This window comes from Polaromonas sp. (assembly GCF_012927455.1).
GTDB lineage: Bacteria > Pseudomonadota > Gammaproteobacteria > Burkholderiales > Burkholderiaceae_C > Polaromonas.
Map to the genome: position 1 here is coordinate 49,061 of NZ_JABBPE010000011.1, position 22,302 is coordinate 71,362.

The 22,302-nt window shown below is 60.5% G+C and carries 22 protein-coding genes; 18 read left to right on the plus strand and 4 right to left on the minus strand.

What is annotated here, in order from left to right; genetic code table 11:
• The first annotated feature begins 9 nt into the window (after positions 1 to 9).
• Positions 10 to 2,007: an acetate--CoA ligase gene (acs, locus tag HHJ18_RS11685; RefSeq protein ID WP_296915544.1), complete on the plus strand. Its 1,998-nt coding sequence runs from the start codon at positions 10 to 12 to the stop codon at positions 2,005 to 2,007.
• Between the two features lie 152 nt (positions 2,008 to 2,159).
• Here acs and HHJ18_RS11690 read toward each other — a convergent pair whose 3' ends face one another.
• Positions 2,160 to 2,474 (minus strand): c-type cytochrome, encoded by a 315-nt coding sequence (locus tag HHJ18_RS11690; RefSeq protein ID WP_296915472.1) that lies wholly within the window; start codon positions 2,472 to 2,474, stop codon positions 2,160 to 2,162.
• A gap of 133 nt (positions 2,475 to 2,607) precedes the next feature.
• On the opposite strand from HHJ18_RS11690, the gene HHJ18_RS11695 reads away from it, so the two are divergent.
• Positions 2,608 to 2,850 carry a TIGR04438 family Trp-rich protein gene (locus HHJ18_RS11695; protein ID WP_296915473.1) on the plus strand — a complete coding sequence of 81 codons (243 nt, stop codon included), beginning with the start codon at positions 2,608 to 2,610 and terminating at the stop codon, positions 2,848 to 2,850.
• A gap of 62 nt (positions 2,851 to 2,912) precedes the next feature.
• Here HHJ18_RS11695 and ilvD read toward each other — a convergent pair whose 3' ends face one another.
• Positions 2,913 to 4,607, minus strand: coding sequence for a dihydroxy-acid dehydratase (gene ilvD / locus HHJ18_RS11700; protein ID WP_296915475.1), 1,695 nt, complete (start codon positions 4,605 to 4,607; stop codon positions 2,913 to 2,915).
• A gap of 124 nt (positions 4,608 to 4,731) precedes the next feature.
• Here ilvD and HHJ18_RS11705 point away from each other — a divergent pair, with 124 nt between their 5' ends.
• From HHJ18_RS11705 to HHJ18_RS11735, 7 genes are all read left to right on the plus strand, one after another.
• A complete protein-coding gene (locus HHJ18_RS11705; protein ID WP_296915476.1) occupies positions 4,732 to 5,727 on the plus strand; it encodes a LysR family transcriptional regulator in 996 nt (331 codons plus the stop codon).
• A 138-nt stretch (positions 5,728 to 5,865) separates the two neighbouring features.
• On the plus strand, positions 5,866 to 6,681 hold the full coding sequence (lgt, locus tag HHJ18_RS11710; RefSeq protein WP_296915478.1) for a prolipoprotein diacylglyceryl transferase: 816 nt from the start codon (positions 5,866 to 5,868) through the stop codon (positions 6,679 to 6,681).
• Between the two features lie 355 nt (positions 6,682 to 7,036).
• Complete coding sequence (locus tag HHJ18_RS11715; protein ID WP_296915480.1) at positions 7,037 to 7,705, plus strand: GntR family transcriptional regulator; 669 nt, start codon at positions 7,037 to 7,039, stop codon at positions 7,703 to 7,705.
• Positions 7,702 to 9,183, plus strand: a complete 1,482-nt coding sequence (locus tag HHJ18_RS11720; RefSeq protein ID WP_296915481.1) for a malonyl-CoA decarboxylase family protein — start codon at positions 7,702 to 7,704, stop codon at positions 9,181 to 9,183. The genes HHJ18_RS11715 and HHJ18_RS11720 overlap by 4 nt, the downstream gene beginning before the upstream one ends.
• 71 nt (positions 9,184 to 9,254) lie before the next feature.
• Positions 9,255 to 10,250: a tripartite tricarboxylate transporter substrate binding protein gene (locus tag HHJ18_RS11725; protein WP_296915483.1), complete on the plus strand. Its 996-nt coding sequence runs from the start codon at positions 9,255 to 9,257 to the stop codon at positions 10,248 to 10,250.
• Positions 10,251 to 10,473: 223 nt separating this feature from the next.
• A complete protein-coding gene (locus HHJ18_RS11730; RefSeq protein WP_296915485.1) occupies positions 10,474 to 11,256 on the plus strand; it encodes an enoyl-CoA hydratase/isomerase family protein in 783 nt (260 codons plus the stop codon).
• 54 nt (positions 11,257 to 11,310) lie between these two features.
• Positions 11,311 to 12,840: a malonyl-CoA synthase gene (locus HHJ18_RS11735; protein WP_296915487.1), complete on the plus strand. Its 1,530-nt coding sequence runs from the start codon at positions 11,311 to 11,313 to the stop codon at positions 12,838 to 12,840.
• A gap of 65 nt (positions 12,841 to 12,905) precedes the next feature.
• On the opposite strand, the gene HHJ18_RS11740 is transcribed toward HHJ18_RS11735, so the two are convergent.
• Entirely contained in the window at positions 12,906 to 13,349 is a 444-nt protein-coding gene (locus tag HHJ18_RS11740; RefSeq protein WP_296915489.1) for a universal stress protein, read from the minus strand.
• 106 nt (positions 13,350 to 13,455) lie between these two features.
• On the opposite strand from HHJ18_RS11740, the gene HHJ18_RS11745 reads away from it, so the two are divergent.
• The 9 genes from HHJ18_RS11745 (at position 13,456) to HHJ18_RS11785 (ending at position 21,576) form a co-directional block, all read left to right on the plus strand.
• Positions 13,456 to 15,897 carry a cation-translocating P-type ATPase gene (locus HHJ18_RS11745; RefSeq protein ID WP_296915491.1) on the plus strand — a complete coding sequence of 814 codons (2,442 nt, stop codon included), beginning with the start codon at positions 13,456 to 13,458 and terminating at the stop codon, positions 15,895 to 15,897.
• Complete coding sequence (gene ccoS / locus HHJ18_RS20970) at positions 15,897 to 16,172, plus strand: cbb3-type cytochrome oxidase assembly protein CcoS (RefSeq protein WP_366558835.1); 276 nt, start codon at positions 15,897 to 15,899, stop codon at positions 16,170 to 16,172. Before HHJ18_RS11745 ends, ccoS begins: the two co-directional genes overlap by 1 nt.
• Positions 16,169 to 17,647 (plus strand): cytochrome-c oxidase, cbb3-type subunit I, encoded by a 1,479-nt coding sequence (ccoN, locus tag HHJ18_RS11755; RefSeq protein WP_296915492.1) that lies wholly within the window; start codon positions 16,169 to 16,171, stop codon positions 17,645 to 17,647. Before ccoS ends, ccoN begins: the two co-directional genes overlap by 4 nt.
• 12 nt (positions 17,648 to 17,659) lie before the next feature.
• The gene (gene ccoO, locus HHJ18_RS11760; RefSeq protein WP_296915494.1) at positions 17,660 to 18,265 is read left to right on the plus strand and encodes a cytochrome-c oxidase, cbb3-type subunit II; all 606 of its coding nucleotides are present in this window, start codon (positions 17,660 to 17,662) and stop codon (positions 18,263 to 18,265) included.
• Between the two features lie 12 nt (positions 18,266 to 18,277).
• Positions 18,278 to 18,415 (plus strand): cbb3-type cytochrome c oxidase subunit 3, encoded by a 138-nt coding sequence (locus HHJ18_RS11765; protein WP_296915496.1) that lies wholly within the window; start codon positions 18,278 to 18,280, stop codon positions 18,413 to 18,415.
• A gap of 11 nt (positions 18,416 to 18,426) precedes the next feature.
• Positions 18,427 to 19,422: a cytochrome-c oxidase, cbb3-type subunit III gene (gene ccoP / locus HHJ18_RS11770; protein WP_296915498.1), complete on the plus strand. Its 996-nt coding sequence runs from the start codon at positions 18,427 to 18,429 to the stop codon at positions 19,420 to 19,422.
• A gap of 135 nt (positions 19,423 to 19,557) precedes the next feature.
• Complete coding sequence (gene ccoG / locus HHJ18_RS11775; RefSeq protein ID WP_296915546.1) at positions 19,558 to 20,964, plus strand: cytochrome c oxidase accessory protein CcoG; 1,407 nt, start codon at positions 19,558 to 19,560, stop codon at positions 20,962 to 20,964.
• A 56-nt stretch (positions 20,965 to 21,020) separates the two neighbouring features.
• Positions 21,021 to 21,314, plus strand: coding sequence for a nitrogen fixation protein FixH (locus tag HHJ18_RS11780; RefSeq protein ID WP_296915500.1), 294 nt, complete (start codon positions 21,021 to 21,023; stop codon positions 21,312 to 21,314).
• A gap of 19 nt (positions 21,315 to 21,333) precedes the next feature.
• The gene (locus HHJ18_RS11785) at positions 21,334 to 21,576 is read left to right on the plus strand and encodes a hypothetical protein (RefSeq protein WP_296915502.1); all 243 of its coding nucleotides are present in this window, start codon (positions 21,334 to 21,336) and stop codon (positions 21,574 to 21,576) included.
• Here HHJ18_RS11785 and fnr read toward each other — a convergent pair.
• Positions 21,554 to 22,273 (minus strand): fumarate/nitrate reduction transcriptional regulator Fnr, encoded by a 720-nt coding sequence (fnr, locus tag HHJ18_RS11790; protein WP_296915504.1) that lies wholly within the window; start codon positions 22,271 to 22,273, stop codon positions 21,554 to 21,556. The genes HHJ18_RS11785 and fnr overlap by 23 nt on opposite strands.
• Between the last annotated feature and the right edge of the window lie 29 nt (positions 22,274 to 22,302).

Sequence of the window (22,302 nt, forward strand, 5' to 3'; positions counted from 1 at the left end):
ATGACCACGATCACTTCCCCTAGCGCTTCCACCGAATCCATGCTGGTTGAAAACCGCGTATTTCCGCCCAGCGAAGCCATGGTCAAAGCCGCCCGTATCTCGGGTATGGGCGCTTACAACGCGCTGTGCGCAGAGGCCGAAAACGACTTCGAAGGTTTCTGGGCTCGGCTGGCGCGCGAAAACGTCGTCTGGAACAAGCCATTCACCCAGACGCTGGATGAGTCCAACGCGCCGTTTTACCAATGGTTTGCCGACGGCGAACTCAATGCCTCGGCCAACTGCCTGGACAAGCACATGGGCACCCCGGTCGAGAACAAGACCGCGGTGATTTTCGAGGCCGACGACGGGACCGTCACCAAGACCACGTACAAGCAATTGCTGGCCCGGGTCAGCCAGTTTGCCAATGCGCTCAAGGCCGAAGGCATCAAAAAGGGGGACCGGGTGCTGGTCTATATGCCAATGACGCTGGAAGGCGTGATTGCCATGCAGGCCTGCGCGCGCATAGGCGCCACACACAGCGTGGTGTTTGGCGGCTTTTCGGCCAAGGCGCTGCAAGAACGCATCATCGACGCCGGAGCGGTCGCTGTCATCACGACCAATTTCCAGATGCGCGGCGGCAAGGAATTGCCGCTCAAGGCCATCGTCGATGAAGGCCTGGCGATGGGCGGCTGCGAGTCCATCAAAACCGTGCTGGTGTACCAGCGCACGGCCACCGCCTGCAACATGGTGGCTGGGCGCGACAAAACCTTTGACCAGGCACTGGCCGGCCAAAGTACCGAATGCGCGCCGGTGCCCGTGGGCGCCGAGCACCCGCTGTTTATTCTTTACACCTCGGGCTCCACCGGCAAGCCCAAGGGCGTGCAGCATTCGACCGGCGGCTACCTGCTGTGGGCCAAGGTCACGATGGACTGGACCTTTGACCTGAAGCCGGCCGACGTGTTCTGGTGCACCGCCGACATCGGCTGGATCACCGGCCACACCTATGTCGCCTACGGCCCGCTGGCCGCTGGCGCCACACAAATCATTTTTGAAGGCATTCCGACCTACCCGAACGCCGGGCGCTTCTGGCAGATGATCGAGCGTCACAAATGCTCGATCTTTTACACCGCGCCAACGGCTATCCGCTCGCTCATCAAGGCGGCAGAGGCCGACGAAAAAGTGCATCCGGACCGTTCGGATCTGTCCAGCCTGCGCATTCTGGGCTCGGTCGGCGAACCGATCAACCCCGAGGCCTGGATGTGGTACTACAAAAACATCGGTCATGAGCAATGCCCTATCGTCGACACCTTCTGGCAGACCGAAACCGGTGGCCACATGATGACGCCGCTGCCGGGCGCCACGCCGCTGGTGCCGGGCAGTTGCACGCTGCCGCTGCCGGGCATCATGGCGGCGATTGTGGACGAGGTCGGCAACGACATTGCCAATGGCACGGGCGGCATCCTGGTCGTGAAGCGGCCCTGGCCGTCAATGATCCGCACCATCTGGAATGATCCGGCGCGCTTCAAGACCAGCTATTTCCCGGAAGAAATGGGCGGCAAGCTCTACCTGGCCGGCGATGGCGCGGTGCGCAGCGCCGACCGCGGCTACTTCCGCATCACCGGTCGCATCGACGACGTGCTCAACGTCTCAGGCCACCGCATGGGCACGATGGAAATCGAATCGGCGCTGGTGGCCAAGAGCGACCTGGTGGCCGAAGCCGCCGTGGTTGGCCGTCCCGATGATTTGACGGGCGAGGCCATCTGCGCCTTTGTGGTGCTCAAGCGCCCCTTGCCGACAGGCGAGGAGGGCAAGAAACTGGCCAAGGAATTGCGTGACTGGGTGGCCAAGGAGATCGGTCCGATCGCCAAGCCCAAGGACATCCGCTTCGCCGAAAACCTGCCCAAGACCCGCTCCGGCAAGATCATGCGCCGCCTGCTGCGCTCCATTGCCAAGGGCGAAGCGGTTACACAGGACACCTCGACACTCGAAAACCCGGCGATTCTGGACCAGCTGGGCCAAGCTTATTAAGAACGCGATGGCACCTCAGGGTGCTATTAAAGTGATAGCTGCTTGCGCCCGTGGATAATGGGCTAGAGCCATAAATTGTTATGAAGTGGCAGAAAAAGCCATAAAAAAAACCCGCTCAGTGAGCGGGCTTTTTGCTGGCAGATAGACGCTGATTACTTCTGCGTCAGGATCCAGGCCACCAATTTCTTGGCTTCGTCAGGCGTGACCTGGGCATTGGCGGGCATGGGCACGGGGCCCCAGACGCCGGAGCCGCCTTTGATCACTTTGGTTGCGAGCTTGTCGGCGGCGTCTTTCTGGCCGGCGTACTTGGCTGCGACATCCTTGTACGAAGGTCCCACCAGTTTTTTATCGATAGCGTGGCAAGCCATGCAGTTCTTGGCGGTGGCCAGCGCCATATCGGCCATTGCGGGCGTGGTTACTGCAAAACCTGCAGCCAGGGAAGCGATTGCCAAAAGAATACGTTTCATCGGATGTCCTCTAAAGGGTAGTGATGGAAAGGTTACAGTCAACCAACGTTATTGTAGTGGTGCCGGTTGACTCATGGTCCGGGCAGGCGATTGGGAGCACCGCTTGTTCCGGCAAGAATTTTTGGAGTTTGCTGTGTATTTTTTAATGATTGGCTTGGTCGCATTGACCCTGAAATATCTGGAGATTGGGCCGGTCGCCGACTGGAGCTGGTGGGTCGTATTGCTGCCTTTTGCGCTCGCAGCGGCCTGGTGGGCCTGGGCTGACGCCTCGGGCTATACCAAACAAAAGGAAGTCGACAAGATGGACAAGCGCAAGCAGGACCGCATTGACCGGCAGCGCGACGCTATGGGCTTGCAGCCAAAAAAAAGAAAGTAAAGAGCCCGCGAAGTCTGTAACTTACGGGCTCTTTCAAAACGCCACAAAGTAGCTAGCTGGACTCAATAGTCGTCGAGCACCGCACCCTTGCTGGCGCTTGATGCATTAAAGGCAAACTTGGCCTGCACGCCGCGGGTGTAGCGTGGCGCCGGCGCTTTCCAGCCGACCTTGCGGCTTTCCAGTTCGGCATCGCTGATGTTCAGTTGCAGCAGCAGCTGTCTGGCATCAATCGTGATCGAGTCGCCTTCCCGGATGAACGCGATGTTGCCGCCAGCCGCCGCCTCTGGCGCGACGTGGCCTACCACCATGCCCCAGGTGCCGCCGGAAAAGCGCCCGTCGGTGATCAGGCCCACACTTTCGCCCAGACCGGCGCCAATCAGCGCGCCGGTGGGTGCCAGCATTTCCGGCATGCCGGGGCCGCCCTTGGGGCCAAGGTAGCGCAAGACCATCACGTCGCCGGCGACGATCTTTCCGGCCAGGATGGCGGCGAGGCCGGACTGCTCATCATCAAACACGCGCGCTGGCCCGGTCATCACGGGGTTCTTCAGGCCAGTGATTTTGGCGACGCAGCCTTCGGGCGACAGATTGCCCTTGAGAATGGCCAGGTGACCCTGGGCGTACATCGGCTTGTCGATAGGCCGAATCACGTCCTGGTCGGCCCGCGGGGCATCGGGCACGTCTTTGAGTACTTCGGCAATGGTCTGGCCCGAAATTGTCACGCAGTCGCCGTGCAGCAGGCCGGCCACCAGCAGCGTCTTCATGACTTGCGGAATGCCGCCTGCCAGGTGCAGGTCGACCGCCAGATATTGGCCGGACGGTTTGAGGTTGCACAGAACCGGGGTTTTCTGGCGCACGCGCTCGAAGTCGTCAATCGTCCACTGCACGCCTGCCGCATGCGCAATTGCCAGAAAGTGCAGCACGGCGTTGGTCGAGCCGCCGGTGGCCATGATCACGGCGACGGCATTTTCAATCGATTTTTTTGTCACGATGTCGCGCGGCTTGAGGTCCTTTTTGACCGCTTCAATCAATACCTTGGCCGATTCTTTGGCCGAGTTCATTTTCTCGTCGTGCGGATTGGCCATGGTGCTGGAGTAGGGCAGCGAAATGCCGAGCGCCTCGAAGGCACTGGACATGGTGTTGGCCGTGTACATGCCGCCGCAGCTGCCGGTACCGGGAACGGCGCGGCGCTCGATCTGCAGCAGGTCCTCGTCGCTCATGCGGCCGGCGGCATTTTCGCCGACGGCTTCAAACACGCTGACGATGTTCAGGTCTTTGCCCTTGTAAGTGCCCGGCAATATGGTGCCGCCATAGACATAAATCGCCGGCACGTTGGCGCGCAGCATGCCCATCAGGCCGCCCGGCATGTTCTTGTCGCAGCCGCCGATGACCACCACGCCATCCATCCACTGGCCCTGCACGCAGGTTTCGATGCAGTCGGAAATGACTTCGCGGCTCACCAGCGAGTACTTCATGCCCTCGGTGCCCATGGCCATGCCATCGGAAATGGTCGGCGTGCCAAACACCTGCGCGTTGCCGCCGGCTTCTTCAATCGCCGCAATAGCTGCGTCCGCCAGCTTTTGCAGGCCGCTGTTGCACGGCGTGATGGTGCTGTGCCCATTGGCGACGCCGATCATGGGCTTCTTGAAGTCGGCTTCTTCGTAACCCATGGCGTAGTACATGGATCGGTTGGGCGCGCGCGACTTCCCTTCCGTGATGTTTTTGCTGCGCGGGTTGAGTTGGATGGTTTTGGTTTCCATGGGGCGCCTTTTTGAGGTCTGGTGAAGTCAGGTGATGAGGACGAGGTGGACGAAACGCCAAGTATCGGCGCTTTGACTGATTCTTTCTAATCCATTATTTATGCTGTATTAATATCTACTGCATATGAAAGATCCCGTCGCCCGCACAGTCACCCGCACAGTCACCCGCACTTATTCCCGCCAACCACCGTTGATCGAGCTGCGGCTTTGGCGCCAGTTCATCGCCGTGGCCGAAGAGCTCCATTTCAGCCGCGCCGCCCAGCGCCTGAACATGACTCAGCCGCCGCTGACCCAGGCGATTGCCCAGCTGGAGGCCGCGCTCGGGCTCAGATTGTTCGAGCGCACCAAGCGCAGCGTTCAACTCACTGCCGCAGGTGCCGCTTTGCTGCCCGAGGCGCACGACCTGCTGGCGCGTGCCAGCGCCTTGCCCGCCTATGCGCGCGCCAGCGCCGACGGCGAAGCGGGGCGCTTGCGGCTGGCCTTTGTCTCCACCGTCGGCTTCGATTTGCTGCCGCGCTGGGTGCTGGCCTTTCGCGCGCAGCACCCCAAGGTGCAGCTCGAGCTGATCGAAGCCACTGGCGATGTGCAGCTGCTGGCTTTTGAGCGCGCCGAAATCGACGCCGGTTTTATCCTTCATTCGCCTGGCTTTGCACCGCCCGGCCTGGCGTGCCAGCGGGTGGCGCACGATCCGCTGCGGCTGGCGCTGCCCGAACACAGCGCTCTGGCAGCCAAGACCAGGCTCACGCTGAAGGACTTGCTGGACCAGCCCCTGGTGATTTTTCCGCGACGCATCCTGCCTTCGCTCTACGACGCGATTTTTGCGATGTACCATGCCGCCGGTCAGTTACCGAGCGTGGCGCAGGAAGCCATCCAGATGCAGACCATCGTCAATCTGGTGTCGGCCGGCCTCGGTATCGCCTGGGTGCCCGATAGCGTGCGCCAGTTCCAGCGGCCGGGCGTGGTGTACCGCTGTGTTTCGGCGGGCAGCTCGAAGGGCGCCTCAAGCGGCAGGGCGCCAATTCAAATGCCGGGCTGCGAAACCAGCCTGGTCTGGTCCGAGGCTAGCAGCAACCCGGTGCTGCAGCGTTTTGTGGCATTTATCGGCCAGCCCCTCGGCTGAGGACGGCGCCCCGGCCTCGTCGAGGGGGGCCACCAAACGAAGCGCTGGGCCGCCTCAAACAGAGCTCGGTCTCTGCTCGAGAAACAAGAGGCAGCATAGCGCCGAAGGCACCCGCAGTGACAAGGCAAAATATCCCCCATGCTTATTCATCCCGAAATCAATCCCGTTGCACTCCAGCTGGGCCCGCTCGCCATTCACTGGTACGGCCTGACCTACCTGGCGGCTTTTGGCCTGTTCTTTTTGCTGGCTACCTTGCGCCTGCGGCATCAACCGTATGCCGCCATCACCGGCCCCGGCGCCTGGTCCCGCCGGGACATTGAAGACATTCTGTTTCTGGGCGTGATGGGCGTGATCATCGGCGGGCGCCTCGGTTACTGCCTGTTCTACAAGCCCGCGTACTACGCCGCTCATCCGCTGGAAATTCTGGCAGTCTGGCAAGGCGGCATGAGCTTTCATGGCGGCTTGTTGGGCGTGCTGGTTTCTCAGCTCTGGTTTGCGCGCTCGCGCCAGCGGCCCTGGCTGCAGGTGATGGACTTTGTGGCGCCTTGCGTGCCAACCGGGCTGGCGGCCGGGCGCGTCGGCAACTTCATCAATGGCGAACTGTGGGGGCGTTTCAGTGCGCCTGATTTGCCGTGGGGCATGGTTTTCAGGCACAGCGGCTCGCTGCAGCCGCGGCATCCCTCGCAGGTTTACCAGTTTTTGCTGGAAGGTCTGCTGCTGTTCGTGCTGCTGTGGCTGTACGCGCGCAAACCGCGCAAGATGGGCCAGGTTTCGGGCGCCTTCCTGGTCGGCTATGGGGTGTTCCGTTTCATTGCCGAGTTCTTCCGCGAACCCGACGATTTTCTCGGCATTCTGGCGCTCGGCATGAGCATGGGCCAATGGCTGTGCATCCCCATGATCGGGGCCGGCGTCTGGCTCTGGATGTGGGCTTCAAAACGGCCGCAGCCCATATAAAACGGGCGTGAGTAGCTATTTATTTGATAGCGATCGATTTCTGCCTCACGCCCGATAGGGTGTAGCACCTTCTCGCGGTTCTGCGGTTCTGCGGTTTTGCGGCGCTGTCTGCGGCGTCGCACTGCGGCGCGCCTCGTCGCGCATCGGCTTGGAAGATCGAAGATGAAAGATGGCTGCGCCTCCAGGAGCCCGGCAGTAGTGGCGAGGTCGCCCGGCGGCTTCGGGTTTACACGGGTGATTTAGGCGCGCCACCGGCTTGAAACCAGTTCTGGTCTTATCCATAATTACGGGTAATTACCAAAAATTATGCTTATCCGAAGCCGGCAAGTTTGAACGTCCAGCAGGAAACCCAGCCATGCGCCTTGTCCCCCATTCGCTGCATCAGGAAGTCGCCGCTACCTTGCGCGAGCAGATTTTCGCGGGCCAGTTGGTGCCTGGCAGCTTTCTGGACGAGGCCGCACTGTGCGAGCGGCTGGAGATTTCCCGCACGCCGCTGCGCGAGGCGCTCAAGGTGCTGACGGCCGAGGGCCTGCTGCGCCATGAGCCGCGGCGCGGCTGCTTTGTCAATGAAGTGACCGAGCAAGACCTTGACGATATTTTCCCGGTGATTGCGTTGCTGGAAGGGCGCTGTGCCTACGAGGCGGCGCGCCATGCCACAGATGCCGATCTGGCGGCGCTCGCCACGCTGCACGAGCGGCTAAATAACTATGCACGGGCCGGCCGCATCAATGATTACTACGCCACCAATTTCGCGATTCACGAGGCGATTATTTTGCTGGCCAACAACCGCTGGCTGGCGCAAGCGATTGCTGATTTGCGCAAAATTCTCAAGCTGGCCCGTCTGCAGCAGTTGCATGCGCCGGGACGCCTGGCGCAAAGCCTGTCGGAACACATGACGGTGTTTGCCGCGCTGAAAAGCCGTGACAGCGAGGGTGCGGAAGCCGCCATGCGCACGCACCTGACGCGCCAGCGGGAGGCGCTGCGCGAGCTGGCGCGCAGCCAACACTCCAGGGTTGCATCATGAGCGCCGCTGACTGGTTCAGCCGCAAGGTCTCGCGCTTCACGGCAACCGATAAAAAAGAAACAAAAGTGGCTGTAGCCCAATCAGAACGGGCGCAAGCAGCTCCTAAAAAAATAGCACCCGGAGCCGGGCAACCGGCCCGCAGCAGCCACGAACGGCTGAAGGCCACGCTGAGCCAGAAAGACGAGGCGCTGTCGCCGCGGGTGCTGCGCCGCACGCTGCAGGAGCTCCAGGCCATCGTCGATCCTGGCGTGAGCGAGGTCGAGGGAGGGCGTCGCGCCATGGCGGTTGCCGCCTGGTATGCGGGGGCGACAACGGAGCGGCGCCGTGACCTGTGGCTGCTGATGAGCGAGCAGTTCGTCGCCAACACGCAAAAGGTCAATGTGGCGCAAGCCCAATTGGCCGCCGCCGTGGGCACACCGGATGAAGCGGTGGCCGAGGTGCATTACCGGCGTGCCACCGTGTCGCCGCGCCGTCGCTTGCTGCAGCGTTTCAGCGTGTATCCCGGAGGGATCCAGTTTCTGGTGGATATGCGTGCCGAAATGCAGCATAGCCTGAGGACCGACAAGCGGCTGCTGGCGTTGGATGTCGAGATGGAATACATGTTTTCCACCTGGTTTGACGTGGGTTTCCTGGACCTGCGCCGCATCAGCTGGGACTCGCCTGCTTCGTTGATAGAAAAACTGATCAAGTACGAGGCGGTACATGACATCAAGAGCTGGGCCGACGTCAAGAACCGGCTCGACAGCGACCGCCGCTGCTACGGGTTTTTTCATCCGCGTCTGCCCGAAGTGCCCTTGATTTTTGTTGAAGTCGCGCTGGTCGACAGCATGACCGGCGACATCATGCCGCTGCTCGATGAACTGGCCGCAGCGGAGGATCTGAAAAAAGCGACGACGGCTATTTTTTATTCCATTAGCAACACGCAGCCTGGCCTGCGTGGCGTGAGCTTTGGCGACTCGCTGATCAAGCGCGTGGTGGAGACGCTGAAGGAAGAGTTCCCCAGGCTCAGGGTATTTGCCACGCTGTCGCCGATACCGGGCTTTCGCGCCTGGCTGGGCAAACATGCGGCGGCCATGCTGGACAAGCTGGGCGAGAAGGAGCGCGCGGCGCTGGGCCGGGCGCTCGGCTTTGAGCCGCCCAGCGCAGCGCACTTGCTCACGGCGGCCGAGGGCGCGCTGGCCCTGCCCGAGAAATCGCCGCTGCGCCTGATGCTGCTCCGATGCGCCGCCCACTACCTGGGCCAGGGGCTGGAAGCGGGTGGCAAACCAGTCGATCCGGTGGCGCGCTTTCATCTGGGCAACGGCGCCCGCGTCGAACGGCTCAACTGGGCTGGCGACCCCTCGCCCAAGGGGCTGAAACAGTCTTACGGCATCATGGTGAACTATCTTTACGACCTGAAGCGCCTGGATAAGCACCGCGCATTGCTGGCGCAAGGGAAAATTCCGGTATCAGGTGGCGTGGAGGCTTTGTATATTTGAACGTGATGCCTGGCATCAGTGCAGCCGTTTTTTTTTGGTTTTTTTCGATTCAACAATAGCAGGAGACAAGCATGACATTCAGCCTCGAATTTCCGGGCTCGCGGCGCGACGTATTGCGCGCCGCAGCGGCCAGCGTCGCGGCATATTCCTTCGGCAGCCAGGCTCAGTCGGCCTGGCCCGCCAAGCCGGTGACGCTGATCGTGCCGTTTCCCGCAGGCGGCGGCACCGACGCCTTTGCCCGGCCGCTGTCAGCGCAGTTCGCCAAGATGAGCGGCAAGCCGCTGATCATTGACAACCGCGGCGGCGCAGGCGGCACACTGGGCGCCAGTATTGCGGCCAAGGCTGCGCCCGATGGCTACACGCTTTTCATGGGTGCCGTGCATCACGCGATTGCGCCGTCCATGTATCCGAAGCTTGACTACGACCTTGAAAAGGACTTTGTGCCGCTCGCGCTGATGGCCAACGTGCCGCAGGTACTGGTGGTCAACCCCAAAAACATTTCCGGCGATTTCAAGGCCTTTTTAGCCCAGGTTGTCAGCAAACCGGGACGCTATAACTATGGTTCTGCAGGTGCCGGTACTTCGCACCATCTGGCGGGCGAGTTGTTCAAACAGCAGACCAAAACCTTTATCACCCATATTCCCTACCGCGGCGCGGGTCCGGCGCTGCAGGATTTGATCTCGGGCAACGTCGACATGATGTTCGACGGCCTGGGTTCGTCGGCCAATCACATCAAGGGTGGCCGTATCAAGGCACTGATGGTGTCAGGACTTAAACGTAATCCGGCTTTTCCCGACGTGCCGTGCGCCGCCGAACTGGGGCTGCCCGACTACACCGTGACCACCTGGTACGGGATGTGGGCGCCCAAGGGCACACCGGCCGAGGTGCAGGCGCGCATTGTCGAAGAACTGCGCAAGGCGGCCGCCAGCGAAGAACTCAAAACCGTCTGGGCCAGCAATGGTGCAGAGTTTGGCAATTTGACGCCGGCGCAGTTTGGCGCGTTTGTGAGGGCTGAAATCAGGCGCTGGGCGGCAGTCGTCAAGGCCTCTGGCGCCCGGCTGGAGTAGATATGGCCCCCACGCTTGTCGCTTCGCGTACTGCGCTGCCCCCCGAGGGGGCTGCTGCGCCTGCGGCCCGGCAAAGCCGGTTCCGCGGCCCTGACTGGCATGGAACCTCTGCGGCCGTTTCCATCGCCTCGCTGCCTCCAAAGGGGACTGGCCTTGCTTGGGGCGGCCCGGCGCGGCGGCCGTTGGTTTTCTCTCTCGGCGCCGGCTGGCTGTCTTCAGTTCGATGAGCGGTGCGGTTCAGCTTAAAGTGACCGGCCCTTTGGCCTTTGTCACGCTCTCACACCCCGGCAAATTCAACGCCATGTCGCGCGTGATGTGGCGCCAGTTGCGTGCCGCGTTCGAAGGTATCCAGCAGCGCAGCGATCTTCTTTGCGTGCTGATTCAGGGTGACGGCGGCCACTTCTGTGCCGGCGGTGACATCTCTGAATATGCCAGCTTTCGCTTTGAAGAAGCCAGCCTGCACGATTTTCATGAAAACGAGGTGTGGGGCGGTTTGCAGGCCATGCTGGACTGCGACGCGCCCATCGTCGCGCGGATTGACGGCAACTGCATGGGCGCCGGCCTTGAAATCGCCAGTTGCTGCGACATCCGTATCGCGGCGGACAGCGCCCGTTTTAGCGCACCGATTGCCCGGCTCGGTTTTCCCATGGCACCGCGCGAAGCCGCGCTGGTCATGCGTGCCGTCGGCGAACTGACGGCTAGAGAGATGCTGCTGACGGCAGCTGTGCTGGATGCGCAGGAGATGAAGCAGCGCGGCTTCTTGAACCAGCTGGTGCCGGCTGACGCGCTGTGCGCTGCCGCACTCGCGCGGGTTGACCGAATCAAGCCGCTGGGGCCGCGTGCGGCGCGCCTGAATAAACAGGCGTTAAGGGCTATAGCCCAGATACCACGGGCGCAAGCGGCTATAGATTTAATAGCAAATGCTTATGCTTATGCGGCCTCTGCTGAACACCGCGAGGGCGTGACGGCCTTCATTGAAAAACGCGAGCCGCAGTTTGCCCGTTGAACGCCCCCATATTTTAATTTTCAATTTTCAAAACGACAGATTCGCCGGATTTCCATGAAAAACCATAACCTGTTTGCAGCGCTGCGTGCTGCTTTCCCCGCCGCGCTCGACCAGGTCGCGATTGAAACCGACAACGGCCTGCGCTATTCATGGGCCGATCTGGAACGGGCCACGGCCATGATGGCCAACCTGCTGCAATCGCTGGGCTTGCCAGCCGGCGCGCGCATCGCGGTGCAGGTTGAAAAATCGGTCGAAGCCTTGATGCTGTACCTGGCGACCTTGCGCGCCGGCTATGTGTTTTTGCCGCTGAACACCGCCTACCTGAGTGCCGAGATCGAGTATTTCATCGGCAACGCCGAGCCCGCTGTGGTGGTCTGCAGCAGCAAGAATTTCGGTTGGGTCAGCAAGATTGCCTTCAAGGCGGGCACGCAGAACGTCTTCACGCTGGACGACGACCGCAGCGGCTCGCTGCTGGCTCGCGCCGCACACTGCAGCGACCAACACGCGGTGGCCCTCATGCAGCAGGACGACCTGGCCGCGATTTTGTACACCAGCGGCACCACCGGCCGCAGCAAGGGCGCCATGCTGTCGCATGGCAACCTGCTGAGCAACGCGCTGGTGCTCAAGGCGTATTGGGGTTGGCAAAAGAATGATGTGTTGATTCATGCCTTGCCGATTTTTCATGTGCACGGGCTGTTTGTGGCAGTTCACGGCGCGCTCATCAACGGCAGCAAGATGATCTGGCTGGCTAAATTTGACCCGAAGCTGGTGGTTGAAAAACTGCCGCAGGCGACCGTCTTCATGGGCGTGCCCACACTGTATGTGCGCCTGCTGGCCGAACCCGGGCTGGACCGCGACGCCTGCCGCAACATGCGGCTGTTCATTGCGGGTTCGGCGCCGCTGCTGATCGAAACCTTCACTGAATGGCAGCAGCGCACCGGCCACACCATTTTGGAACGCTACGGCATGTCCGAGACCGCCATGCTGACTTCCAACCCCTACCAGGGCCACCAGGGTGATGGGCGGCGCGGCGGTACCGTGGGTTTTGCATTGCCCGGCGTAAGCCTGCGCGTGCAAAGCGATGCGGGACTGCCTCTGCCCGTCGGCGAGATTGGCGGCATTCAGGTCAAAGGGCCGAACGTCTTCATGGGCTACTGGCGCATGCCTGAAAAAACCGCCGAGGAATTCACCGCCGACGGCTATTTCAAGACCGGTGACGTCGGCAAGATTGACGAGCGGGGCTACATCACCATCGTCGGGCGCAGCAAGGATTTGATCATCAGCGGTGGCTATAACGTCTACCCTGCCGAGATCGAAGGCTACATCAACGACATGGACGGCGTGGCTGAGAGCGCGCTGGTCGGCGTGCCGCATCCGGACTTTGGCGAAGTCGGGGTGGCGGTCGTCATCGCCAAGCCGGGCGTCACGCTCGATGCGGCTCAGATCGTGGCCGCTCTCAAGTCCAAACTGGCTAATTTCAAGATACCCAAGCAGTGCTTCGTCGTCAGCGAACTGCCGCGCAACACCATGGGCAAGGTGCAAAAGAACCTGTTGCGCGAGCAGCACAAAAGCCTCTTTGGTTGAAGCGGCGCTGGAACGCTATTAATTTAATAGCTGCCTACGCCCGCCTTATATGGGCTAGGGGCCAATTACCTCAATACCAGCACCGGAACATGTGAATGCGTCAGCACATGGATGGTTTCGCTGCCCAGCAGCAGGCGCTTAAGACCACGCCGTCCATGCGAGGCCATCACAATCAGGTCGCATTTGTGTTTTTTGGCGGCGGCGACAATGGCCTCGGCGATCAGGTCTGACTTGACGGTGACGGCCTTGGCCGTGACGCCCTTGGCCTCGGCGCTGGCTTTCACGCCATCGACTATGGTCTGCGCCCCTTCAGCCCATTGCTGCTCGACCTTGGCCACGTCCTGCACCGAGACCGCCATGCCGCCCTCAAAATAGCTAAGCGGGTAGCGCGGCACCACCTTGAGCGCCACGATTTTCGCGCCCGTGAGTTCGGCCAGCTTGATTCCGCTGCTGACGGCTTTGCGGGATAAGGTTGATCCATCGGTGGCTATAAGAATGCATTGGTACATGGCCGAATTCCTGATGTTGCAAGAAAGTCCTACCTTAAGCCAATAGATGACTCTGGAATTGATGCATATCAAGGTTCCATGCCGCCGCTGCCATTAGTCTTGGCACATGCCAGTTGCAGTCTTTTCATGCGAAGCGGTCGGCCTCCCGTCTGCGCTATCCGCCCCCTCCGCTACAGCCGCCGATATAACCGCCGATATAACCGGTACAGCAGGTGCATCGACCGAAGCGCGCAGCAACCGCCTGAAGCTGTTCGATGAGCCCGAAGAATGGGCACTTTTCAGCCGGGCCTGCGACGCGCCCTCGGCCTCCGTCCAGCAGCTCTGGGAATCGCAGCTGGTGGTGCAGGGCATGCATTGCGCGGCCTGCTCGCTTACGCTGGAACAGGCGCTGATGGGTATTCCCGGCGTGCTGGCTGCGCGCGTCAGTGCCGCCAGCGAGCGCGCCAGCATCGTCTGGTCGGCTGCGCATACCCGGCCCTCGCAATGGATGGACCTGCCGCTGGCGCTGGGCTACCGCCTGCTGCCCGCCGCTGATGCATTTGTTCCCGACCATGGCCGCAAGGAGGCGCGTCTGGCGCTTTGGCGCTGGCTGGTGGCCGGGTTTTGCATGATGCAGGTCATGATGTATGCCTTTCCGTCTTATATCGCCGGGCCGGGAGACATCACGCCAGACATTGAAAAGCTGCTGCGCTGGGCCTCCTGGGTCTTGAGTCTGCCGGTGCTGCTGTTTTCGTGCCGGCCATTTTTTGCCAATGCGCTGCGCGACCTGAAGCGGCGCAGCATCAGCATGGATTTGCCGGTGGCGCTCGGCATCGCCATCACTTTCGCGGTCAGCAGCGTGGCCACCTTTGAACCGCAAGGCTGGTGGAGCCACGAGGTTTACTTTGATTCGCTGACAATGTTTGTCTTTTTTCTGCTCACCGGCCGCTGGCTGGAGCAGCGCTTGCGCGGGCGCACCGCCCGTTCTCTGGACAGCCTGATGCAGCGACTGCCCGACAGCGTAGAGCGGCAAGTGGCGAGCGGCCTGTTTGAACGGGTGGCGGTGCGCCGGCTCATGCCGGGCGACTTGATTCGCGTGCTGCCGGGCGAGGCGTTTCCGGCTGATGGCCGCATTGTGCTGGGTGACACCTTCGCCGATGAGGCGCTGCTCACCGGGGAGTCGCGGCCGGTCGCCCGTCCAGCCGGCTCGCCGGTGCTGGCCGGCAGCTACAACCTTTCTGGCGTGGTGCAAGTGTGCATTGAACAGACCGGCCAGACCACCCGCTATGCGCAGATCGTGGCCCTGATGGAGCGGGCCGCCGTGGACAAGCCCCGGCTGGCGCTGCTGGCTGACCGCGTTGCCAAGCCTTTCCTGTGGTTTGTCTTGATTGCCGCGGCGATGGCGGCGGCCTTCTGGTGGAGCACCGACCCGGCGCGCGCCCTGATGGCAGCGGTGGCCGTGTTGATAGTAACGTGTCCGTGCGCGCTGTCGCTCGCCACGCCCAGCGCCATGCTCACTTCTGCCGGGCTGCTGGCGCGGCACGGCGTGCTGGTGCGGCGTTTGCAGGCGCTTGAATCGCTGGCGCAAATAGACACCGTGATTTTTGACAAAACCGGCACACTGACCGAAGCGCGCATGGGCTTGCACGCCGTGCGTACGCGGGACGGTGTGACCGGTGCCGAGGCTTTGCAACTGGCGGCCGCGCTGGCGCAACACTCGCGCCATCCGGTGTCGCGCGCCCTGGTTATGGCCGCGCGCGCTGCATTGCCTGGGCCGGTCGACGCGTCCGCGCAGTTCAAGCTGGCGGATGTTCAGGAGTTCGCGGGCCAAGGTCTTCAGGGCACGCTGCTGGCGTCACATTTGCCAGCTTGTGGGCTTCAGCTGCGTCTGGGGTCGGCGCGGTTTTGCAATCTTGACACGGCCTCAGCAGACACCGAGTCTGACACCGTGCAGGTCTGCCTGGCCGATGAATCGGGCTGGTTGGCGCGCTTTGACCTCGATGAGATGGTGCGTCCCGATGCCGCTGCCGCGATCTCCGCCTTGCAGGCGGCCGGGGTGGAGGTACAGCTGCTGTCCGGTGATAGTCAAGCGGCGGCCCGTCGCGTTGCAGATCACATAGGCATCAGCCACGCGCAGGGTGACAGTACGCCGCAAAGCAAGCTGCAGCACCTGCTGGCTTTGCAGCAACAGGGACGCCAGGTGCTGATGGTGGGTGACGGGCTGAACGATGGGCCGGTGCTGGCCGGCGCCAACGTGTCAGTGGCTGTGGGAGGCGCAGTGGCGCTGGCGCAAGCCCAGTCGGACTTTCTCATACCGGGCGGGCAACTGCGGATGGTTCCCGGTCTGCTGGTACAGGCACGCCGCACCATGCGCACCGTGCGGCAAAACCTCTGGTGGGCCGCCATCTACAACGCAGTGTGCGTGCCGCTGGCCCTGACGGGCTCCTTGCCGGCCTGGCTGGCTGGCCTGGGCATGGCACTGAGTTCGCTGCTGGTAATCGCCAATGCAGCGCGTCTGGCGCGTGTGTCGGGCATCTCACGCCTGCAAGGCGTGAAAGAAGGCGACTGATGGATATTTTATTTTTGCTCGTTCCCTTGTCGGTGATGCTGGCCCTGGCCGTCATGGGAGTGTTGGCCTGGGCCGTCTGGTCCGGCCAGTTTGACGATTTGGAGAGTGAGGGACAGCGCATCTTTCAGGGCGAAAAGAATCAACCTGGTGCAGATGAGGCAGATGAGGGCGAGATAGCAAGGGTTTGCCCTGAAGACTTGATCCATGTCAATACCGAGCCTGAACCCAAGGAGCACACTCCTTTACAACTTAGGCAACCAAGGGATTTTAAATGAGTGCCGTGCTTCCAATTGCCTCCATAGGGGCCTCTACAAGTGGCTGGTCCGCTTCCCGTGCCACAGTCTATAACGACAAGGTGGTGCGACAGTTTTCCGTGATGGCGGTGGTCTGGGGTGTAGTCAGCATGCTGGTCGGCGTGTTCATCGCCGCGCAGATGGCTTGGCCCGAACTCAATTTCGGAATCTCCTGGCTGTCCTTCGGGCGCTTGCGTCCGCTGCACACCAATGCGGCCATCTTTGCCTTTGGCGGCTGCGCGCTGTTTGCCACCAGTTACCACGTGGTGCAGCGCACCTGTCAGGTTCGATTAATCTCTGACAAACTGGCGGCGTTTCACTTCTGGGGCTGGCAGGTTGTGATTGTGGGGGCGGCCATTTCTCTGCCCATGGGTTTTACCCGCGGCAAAGAATACGCTGAACTTGAATGGCCGATTGGCATTCTGATCGCGTTGACCTGGGTGGCTTACGCCATCGTCTTTTTCGGCACGATTGGCCTGCGCAAGGTGCGCCATATCTATGTTGCCAACTGGTTTTATGGTTCGTTCATCATTGCAGTGGCGCTGCTGCATATCGTCAATGCTGCGGTGGTGCCTGCCGGCTGGATGAAGTCTTATTCGGTTTATGCCGGTGTACAGGATGCGATGGTGCAGTGGTGGTATGGCCATAACGCCGTTGGTTTCTTCCTGACGGCGGGTTTTCTGGGAATTGTTTACTACTTCATTCCCAAGCAGGCCGAGCGGCCGGTGTATTCCTACCGGCTCTCTATCGTCCATTTCTGGGCACTGATCTTTACCTATATGTGGGCCGGCCCGCACCACTTGCACTACACCGCGCTGCCCGACTGGACGCAGTCGCTGGGCATGGTGTTTTCGCTGATTCTTCTGGCGCCGAGCTGGGGCGGCATGATCAACGGCGTGATGACCCTGTCGGGCGCTTGGCACAAACTGCGCGAAGACCCGATTATTCGCTTCATGATCGTGGCGCTGTCGTTCTATGGCATCGCCACCTTCGAGGGTCCCATGTTGTCGATTAAAACGGTGAATGCCTTGTCGCACTACACCGACTGGAACGTTGCCCACGTGCACGGTGGCACGCTGGGCTGGGTTGGCTTTATTTCTATGGGCGCGCTGTACTACCTGGTGCCCCGCCTGTTTGGTCAAAGCAAGATGCACAGCACCAAGGCAATTGAGATTCATTTCTGGATCGCGACGATAGGCATCGTGCTGTACATCTCTGCAATGTGGATTGCCGGAGTGATGCAGGGCCTGATGTGGCGTGCCATCAACACCGACGGTTCATTGACCTACACCTTTGTGGAGAGCGTCAAGGCAACCTTTCCGTTTTATGTGGTGCGGTTGTGCGGTGGCGTGCTTTATCTGAGCGGCATGGTGCTGATGGCCTGGAATGTGGCCAAAACAGCGCTGGCCGGAAAGCCGGTCGATATCAAGATTCCTGCCGCCTTGGCCCACGCCTGAAAGAAGCCCGACATGTCTTTCTCACACGAAAAAATTGAAACCACCAACTGGTTGATGATTGTGCTAATCCTGCTGGTCGTCGCCGTGGGCGGTCTGGTAGAGATTGTTCCGCTGTTCTTTCAGAAGTCCACCACTCAGGCCGTCAAAGGGGTGGTGCCTGACACGCCTCTGAAAATCGTCGGGCGCGATATCTATGTGCGCGAAGGTTGCTACAACTGCCACTCGCAGATGATCCGGCCGCTGGTCGCTGAAACCCTGCGCTACGGCCACTACTCCGTGGCGGGCGAGTTTGTTTACGACCATCCGTTTCAATGGGGCAGCAAGCGCACCGGGCCGGACCTGCACCGGGTAGGCGGCAAGTACAGCGACGAATGGCAGCGTCTGCATTTGATCAGTCCGCGCGACTTGGTTCCCGAATCCATCATGCCGGCCTATCCTTGGCTTGAGAACGCCCCGGCTGACGCCGAATCAATTCAGAGTCATATGAAGGCCTTGCGAACGGTGGGTGTTCCGTACACCGACGCCGAAATCGCCAGTGCACCCGCAGAGCTCAAGGGTAAGACCGAATTGGACGCGCTGGTAGCGTATTTGCAGGGTTTGGGTCTGGCATTCAAATAAGAGGTTATTAACATGGATATCAATGTGCTCCGCAGCATCGTCACAGTGGCCGCGTTCGCGGCGTTCGTCGGAATTATGGTGTGGGCCTGCCTGCCTTCCCGAAAAGCGCAGTTTGACGACGCCGCGCAACTGCCGTTCCGGTCTGAATAGGAGCAATCGCAATGAGTGATTTCACAAATGGATTTTGGCCCCTCTACGTGGCAATCATCAGCCTGGTCTCGATCGCGGCTTGCGCCTTATTGTTGTGGGTGGCAGGAAGTGCCAAAGTCAGCGTTAAAGCCGGGCAAGTCAGCGACAACACGACCGGTCATGTCTGGGACGAGGACCTGCGTGAGCTGAACAACCCGCTGCCACGCTGGTGGATGTGGCTGTTCATCATTACCGTCGTTTTCTCGCTAGCCTACCTGGCGATTTTTCCGGGTCTGGGCAGCTTTCAAGGGCTGCTGAAATGGTCGACCGAGAGCGAGCACCAGCAGGATGTCACGCGCGTTCGCGACCAGGTGGCGCCGCTGTATGCGGAGTTTTCAGCGCAACCGATTGAGGCGCTTGCCAAGGACCCGCGTGCGCTGGCCATCGGTGAGCGGCAGTTCATGAACAACTGCTCACAATGCCACGGCTCTGACGGCCGCGGCAGCCAGTCCTATCCCAACCTCACCAACAGCAATGCTGGCTGGCTTGGTGAGCGCGGTGCCGAGCACATTGTGCAGACGGTCACCAACGGTCGCATGGGCGTCATGCCGCCCATGGGTGCGGTCATTGGTGGGGAGGTCGAGATCAGCGAGGTGGCACATTACGTCTTGTCGCTGTCAGGCAGCCCGTACAACGAGCTCAAGGCGGTCAATGGCAAGAAAAAATTCGCGGCTTGCGCGGCTTGTCATGGCGTAGATGGCAAGGGCAACAAAGCCATAGGCGCGCCCAATCTGACAGACGACTACTGGCTGCATGGCAGAGGCGAGGCGGCGATCGCGAGCATTGTGAAAACCGGCAAAAGCAACGTCATGCCGGCGCAGGCGTCCAAGTTCACACCCGATCAGATTCGTGTGGTCGCGGCTTATGTGCTGAGCCTATCGGCAACCCAGCATTCGGACGATGACGGCAAGACGGGCGAAAAACACGACAAGGGTGACAAGGGTGACAAGGGTGAAAAAGGCCGATAAGCACTGGGTCCCGGTGTCGACACCCGCAACGTATTAAATAGAACGGTTATTCACGTGGCAGTTCCCCCCAGCGGTAAGCGTTCAGCGCAACGGGTCATTCCGATCATTGCGGTTGACGGCTCGGCTTCCGGCGTCATGGCAACAGACGACTCGTCGGCCGTGCTGTCGCTGTACCAGTCTGAACGCAAGATATTTGCGCGCAGTGTCACCGGCTGGTTCAGCCATTGGCGTTGGGCTATGGTGTGGATCACGCAGCTGGTGTTTTATGGCATGCCCTGGCTGTCCCTGAATGGCCGGCAAGCGCTGCTGTTTGACTTGGACTCGCGCCGCTTCTATATTTTCAATCTGGTACTGTATCCGCAAGATCTCATCTACCTGACGGGTTTGCTGGTCATCAGCGCGCTGTCGCTCTTCTTGTTCACGGCGGTTGCGGGCCGCCTCTGGTGTGGCTATGCCTGTCCACAAACGGTGTATACCGAAATCTTCATGTGGGTCGAGCGAAAGATCGAAGGCGACAGGATAGCCCGAATGCGACTCGACAAAGCCCCCATGGGTGCCGCCAAGCTGGCGCGCAAAAGTTTCAAGCACGCGATCTGGCTGGCAATCGCCTTGTGGACTGGCTTTACCTTTGTCGGTTACTTCACACCGATCAAGGAATTGACGGGTGCGGTTGCCAGGTTGTCGCTAGGGCCCTGGGAACTGTTCTGGGTGCTGTTTTATGGCTTTGCGACCTACGGCAACGCGGGCTTTATGCGCGAGCAGGTCTGCAAGTACATGTGCCCGTACGCCCGTTTTCAAAGCGCGATGTTTGACCGTGACACGCTGATCGTCACGTATGACGAAGCCCTGGGAGAAGGTCGTGGTTCACGCCCACGCAGCGATACACCTGCCGATTACCACGCCAAAGGGCTCGGCGATTGCGTTGACTGCGGTTTGTGCGTTCAGGTGTGTCCTACCGGCATTGATATCCGCAAGGGCTTGCAGTACGAATGCATCAGTTGCTCGGCCTGCATCGACGTCTGCGACAGCGTCATGGACAAGATGCATTACCCGCGCGGCTTGATTCGCTACAGCACGCAAAACGGTATAAACCAGAAATTGCCGCGGGCGGCGATGTGGCGTCGGGTATTTCGACCCAGGGTGCTGGTGTATACCGCCGTGCTATTGGCCGTTAGTCTGGGCCTGCTGGCGAGCCTGCTGACGCGTGCTACGTTCAAGGTGGATGTGGTGCGCGACCGGGGCGCGATGGCGCGCGTGGTGGGGCAGGGCCAGGTCGAAAACGTCTATCGCCTGCAGATTATGAATGCGACAGAACACGGCGAGCAGTATGAGATAGCGGTTGACGGCATCGAAGGCGCCCGGATTGTGTCCGAGGCCGTGGTCACGGTCGATGCAGCGAATTCGCGATGGATTCCGGTTCGCGTGCAGACTCCGCCCAATGCGGCCACTGCCGGTTCGCATCCGATCACCTTTAAGATTGAAAGCCTTGGCGGGGCGCGTGATGAAGTGATCGAAAAATCAGTCTTCCTGGTACCGCGATAAAGGCTCAGACTTGTTTAGTTTAATCGTGTTTATAAGTTTGTGGAAGGAGCCCATACATGCACGCTGCCGACAAGAGCGCTGACACGTTTTCGTCCGAACCTGCGACTCGCCCCTGGTGGAAGGAGCCCTATGTCTGGCTGGTAATCTCCGGGCCGCTTTCGGCCGTGCTGGCCTGTGCTGTGACGGCGGTCTACATCATGCAGGGGCCAGACGCCCTGGTGCCCGATGACCGTTACCGGGAAGGCATTGAGATCAGCAAACAGGTGCAGACCGCCCCGCCGCCTATGCAGCCCGCCATGGCTGGCCGCAACCATAGTGCGACGGGAGGAAAAAGTCTTGAAAAACCATGACGCGAAAAAACCACAGACTATGCGCTGCTGGATCCTGGTGGCTTGGCCGGCGTTCGTCGCGGCGTGCCTGCTGGAGGTATTGGTCTTTGCAATGTTTGACCCGGGTGAGGTGCATTGGCCGGGTCAGCTTGTGCAAATGACACGCCAGGGCGTTTATACGGTTGCGTTTTTTGCCTTCTGGCTGATCACCATGGTGTGCAGTCGCCTGGTCTTGTGGCTGGCTCAGCCGGCGCGCAAGGTCAATGACACAATTGTGAATTGACGATGCGCTTGAGTCCCTCAGCGTCTTTGATATGAACATGGCGCTGTTTGACTTCGACCATCCCATCTTCGGAAAATTTCGAGAAGGCGCGGCTCACGGTTTCAAGCTTCATACCCAGGTAACTGCCGATCTCTTCGCGTGTCATGCGCAGCACCAGTTCGGATTTTGAGAAACCGCGCGCTTGCATCCGCTGCACCAGATTGAGCAGGAAGGCCGCCAGCCGTTCTTCGGCCCGCATGCTTCCGAGAAGCAGCATCACACCATGCTCGCGCACAATTTCGCGGCTCATGATCTTGTGGACGTGGTGCTGCAGGGCATTGACCTCGCGTGAAATTTCCTCGATGCGGTCAAACGGCAAGACACATACTTCAGCGTCTTCGAGTGCGATGGCGTCGCAGGTGTGCTGGTCATTGACGATGCCGTCCAGGCCGATGATTTCACCCGCCATCTGGAACCCCGTGACTTGGTCGCGTCCGTCTTCGGTTGTCACGCAGGTTTTAAAGAAACCGGTACGTATGGCAAACAGCGAGGTGAACTTCTCACCATTGCGAAACAATGTGGCGCCGCGCTTGACGGGACGTCGCATGGCGACCAGTTCGTCGACGCGACTTAACTCTTCGATGGTCAGGCCAATAGGCATGCACAGTTCGCGCACATTGCAATTGGAGCAGGCGACTTTGATGGTTTCGTTGTTCACCAAGCGATTTTCGGGGAATTCTGCGGTTT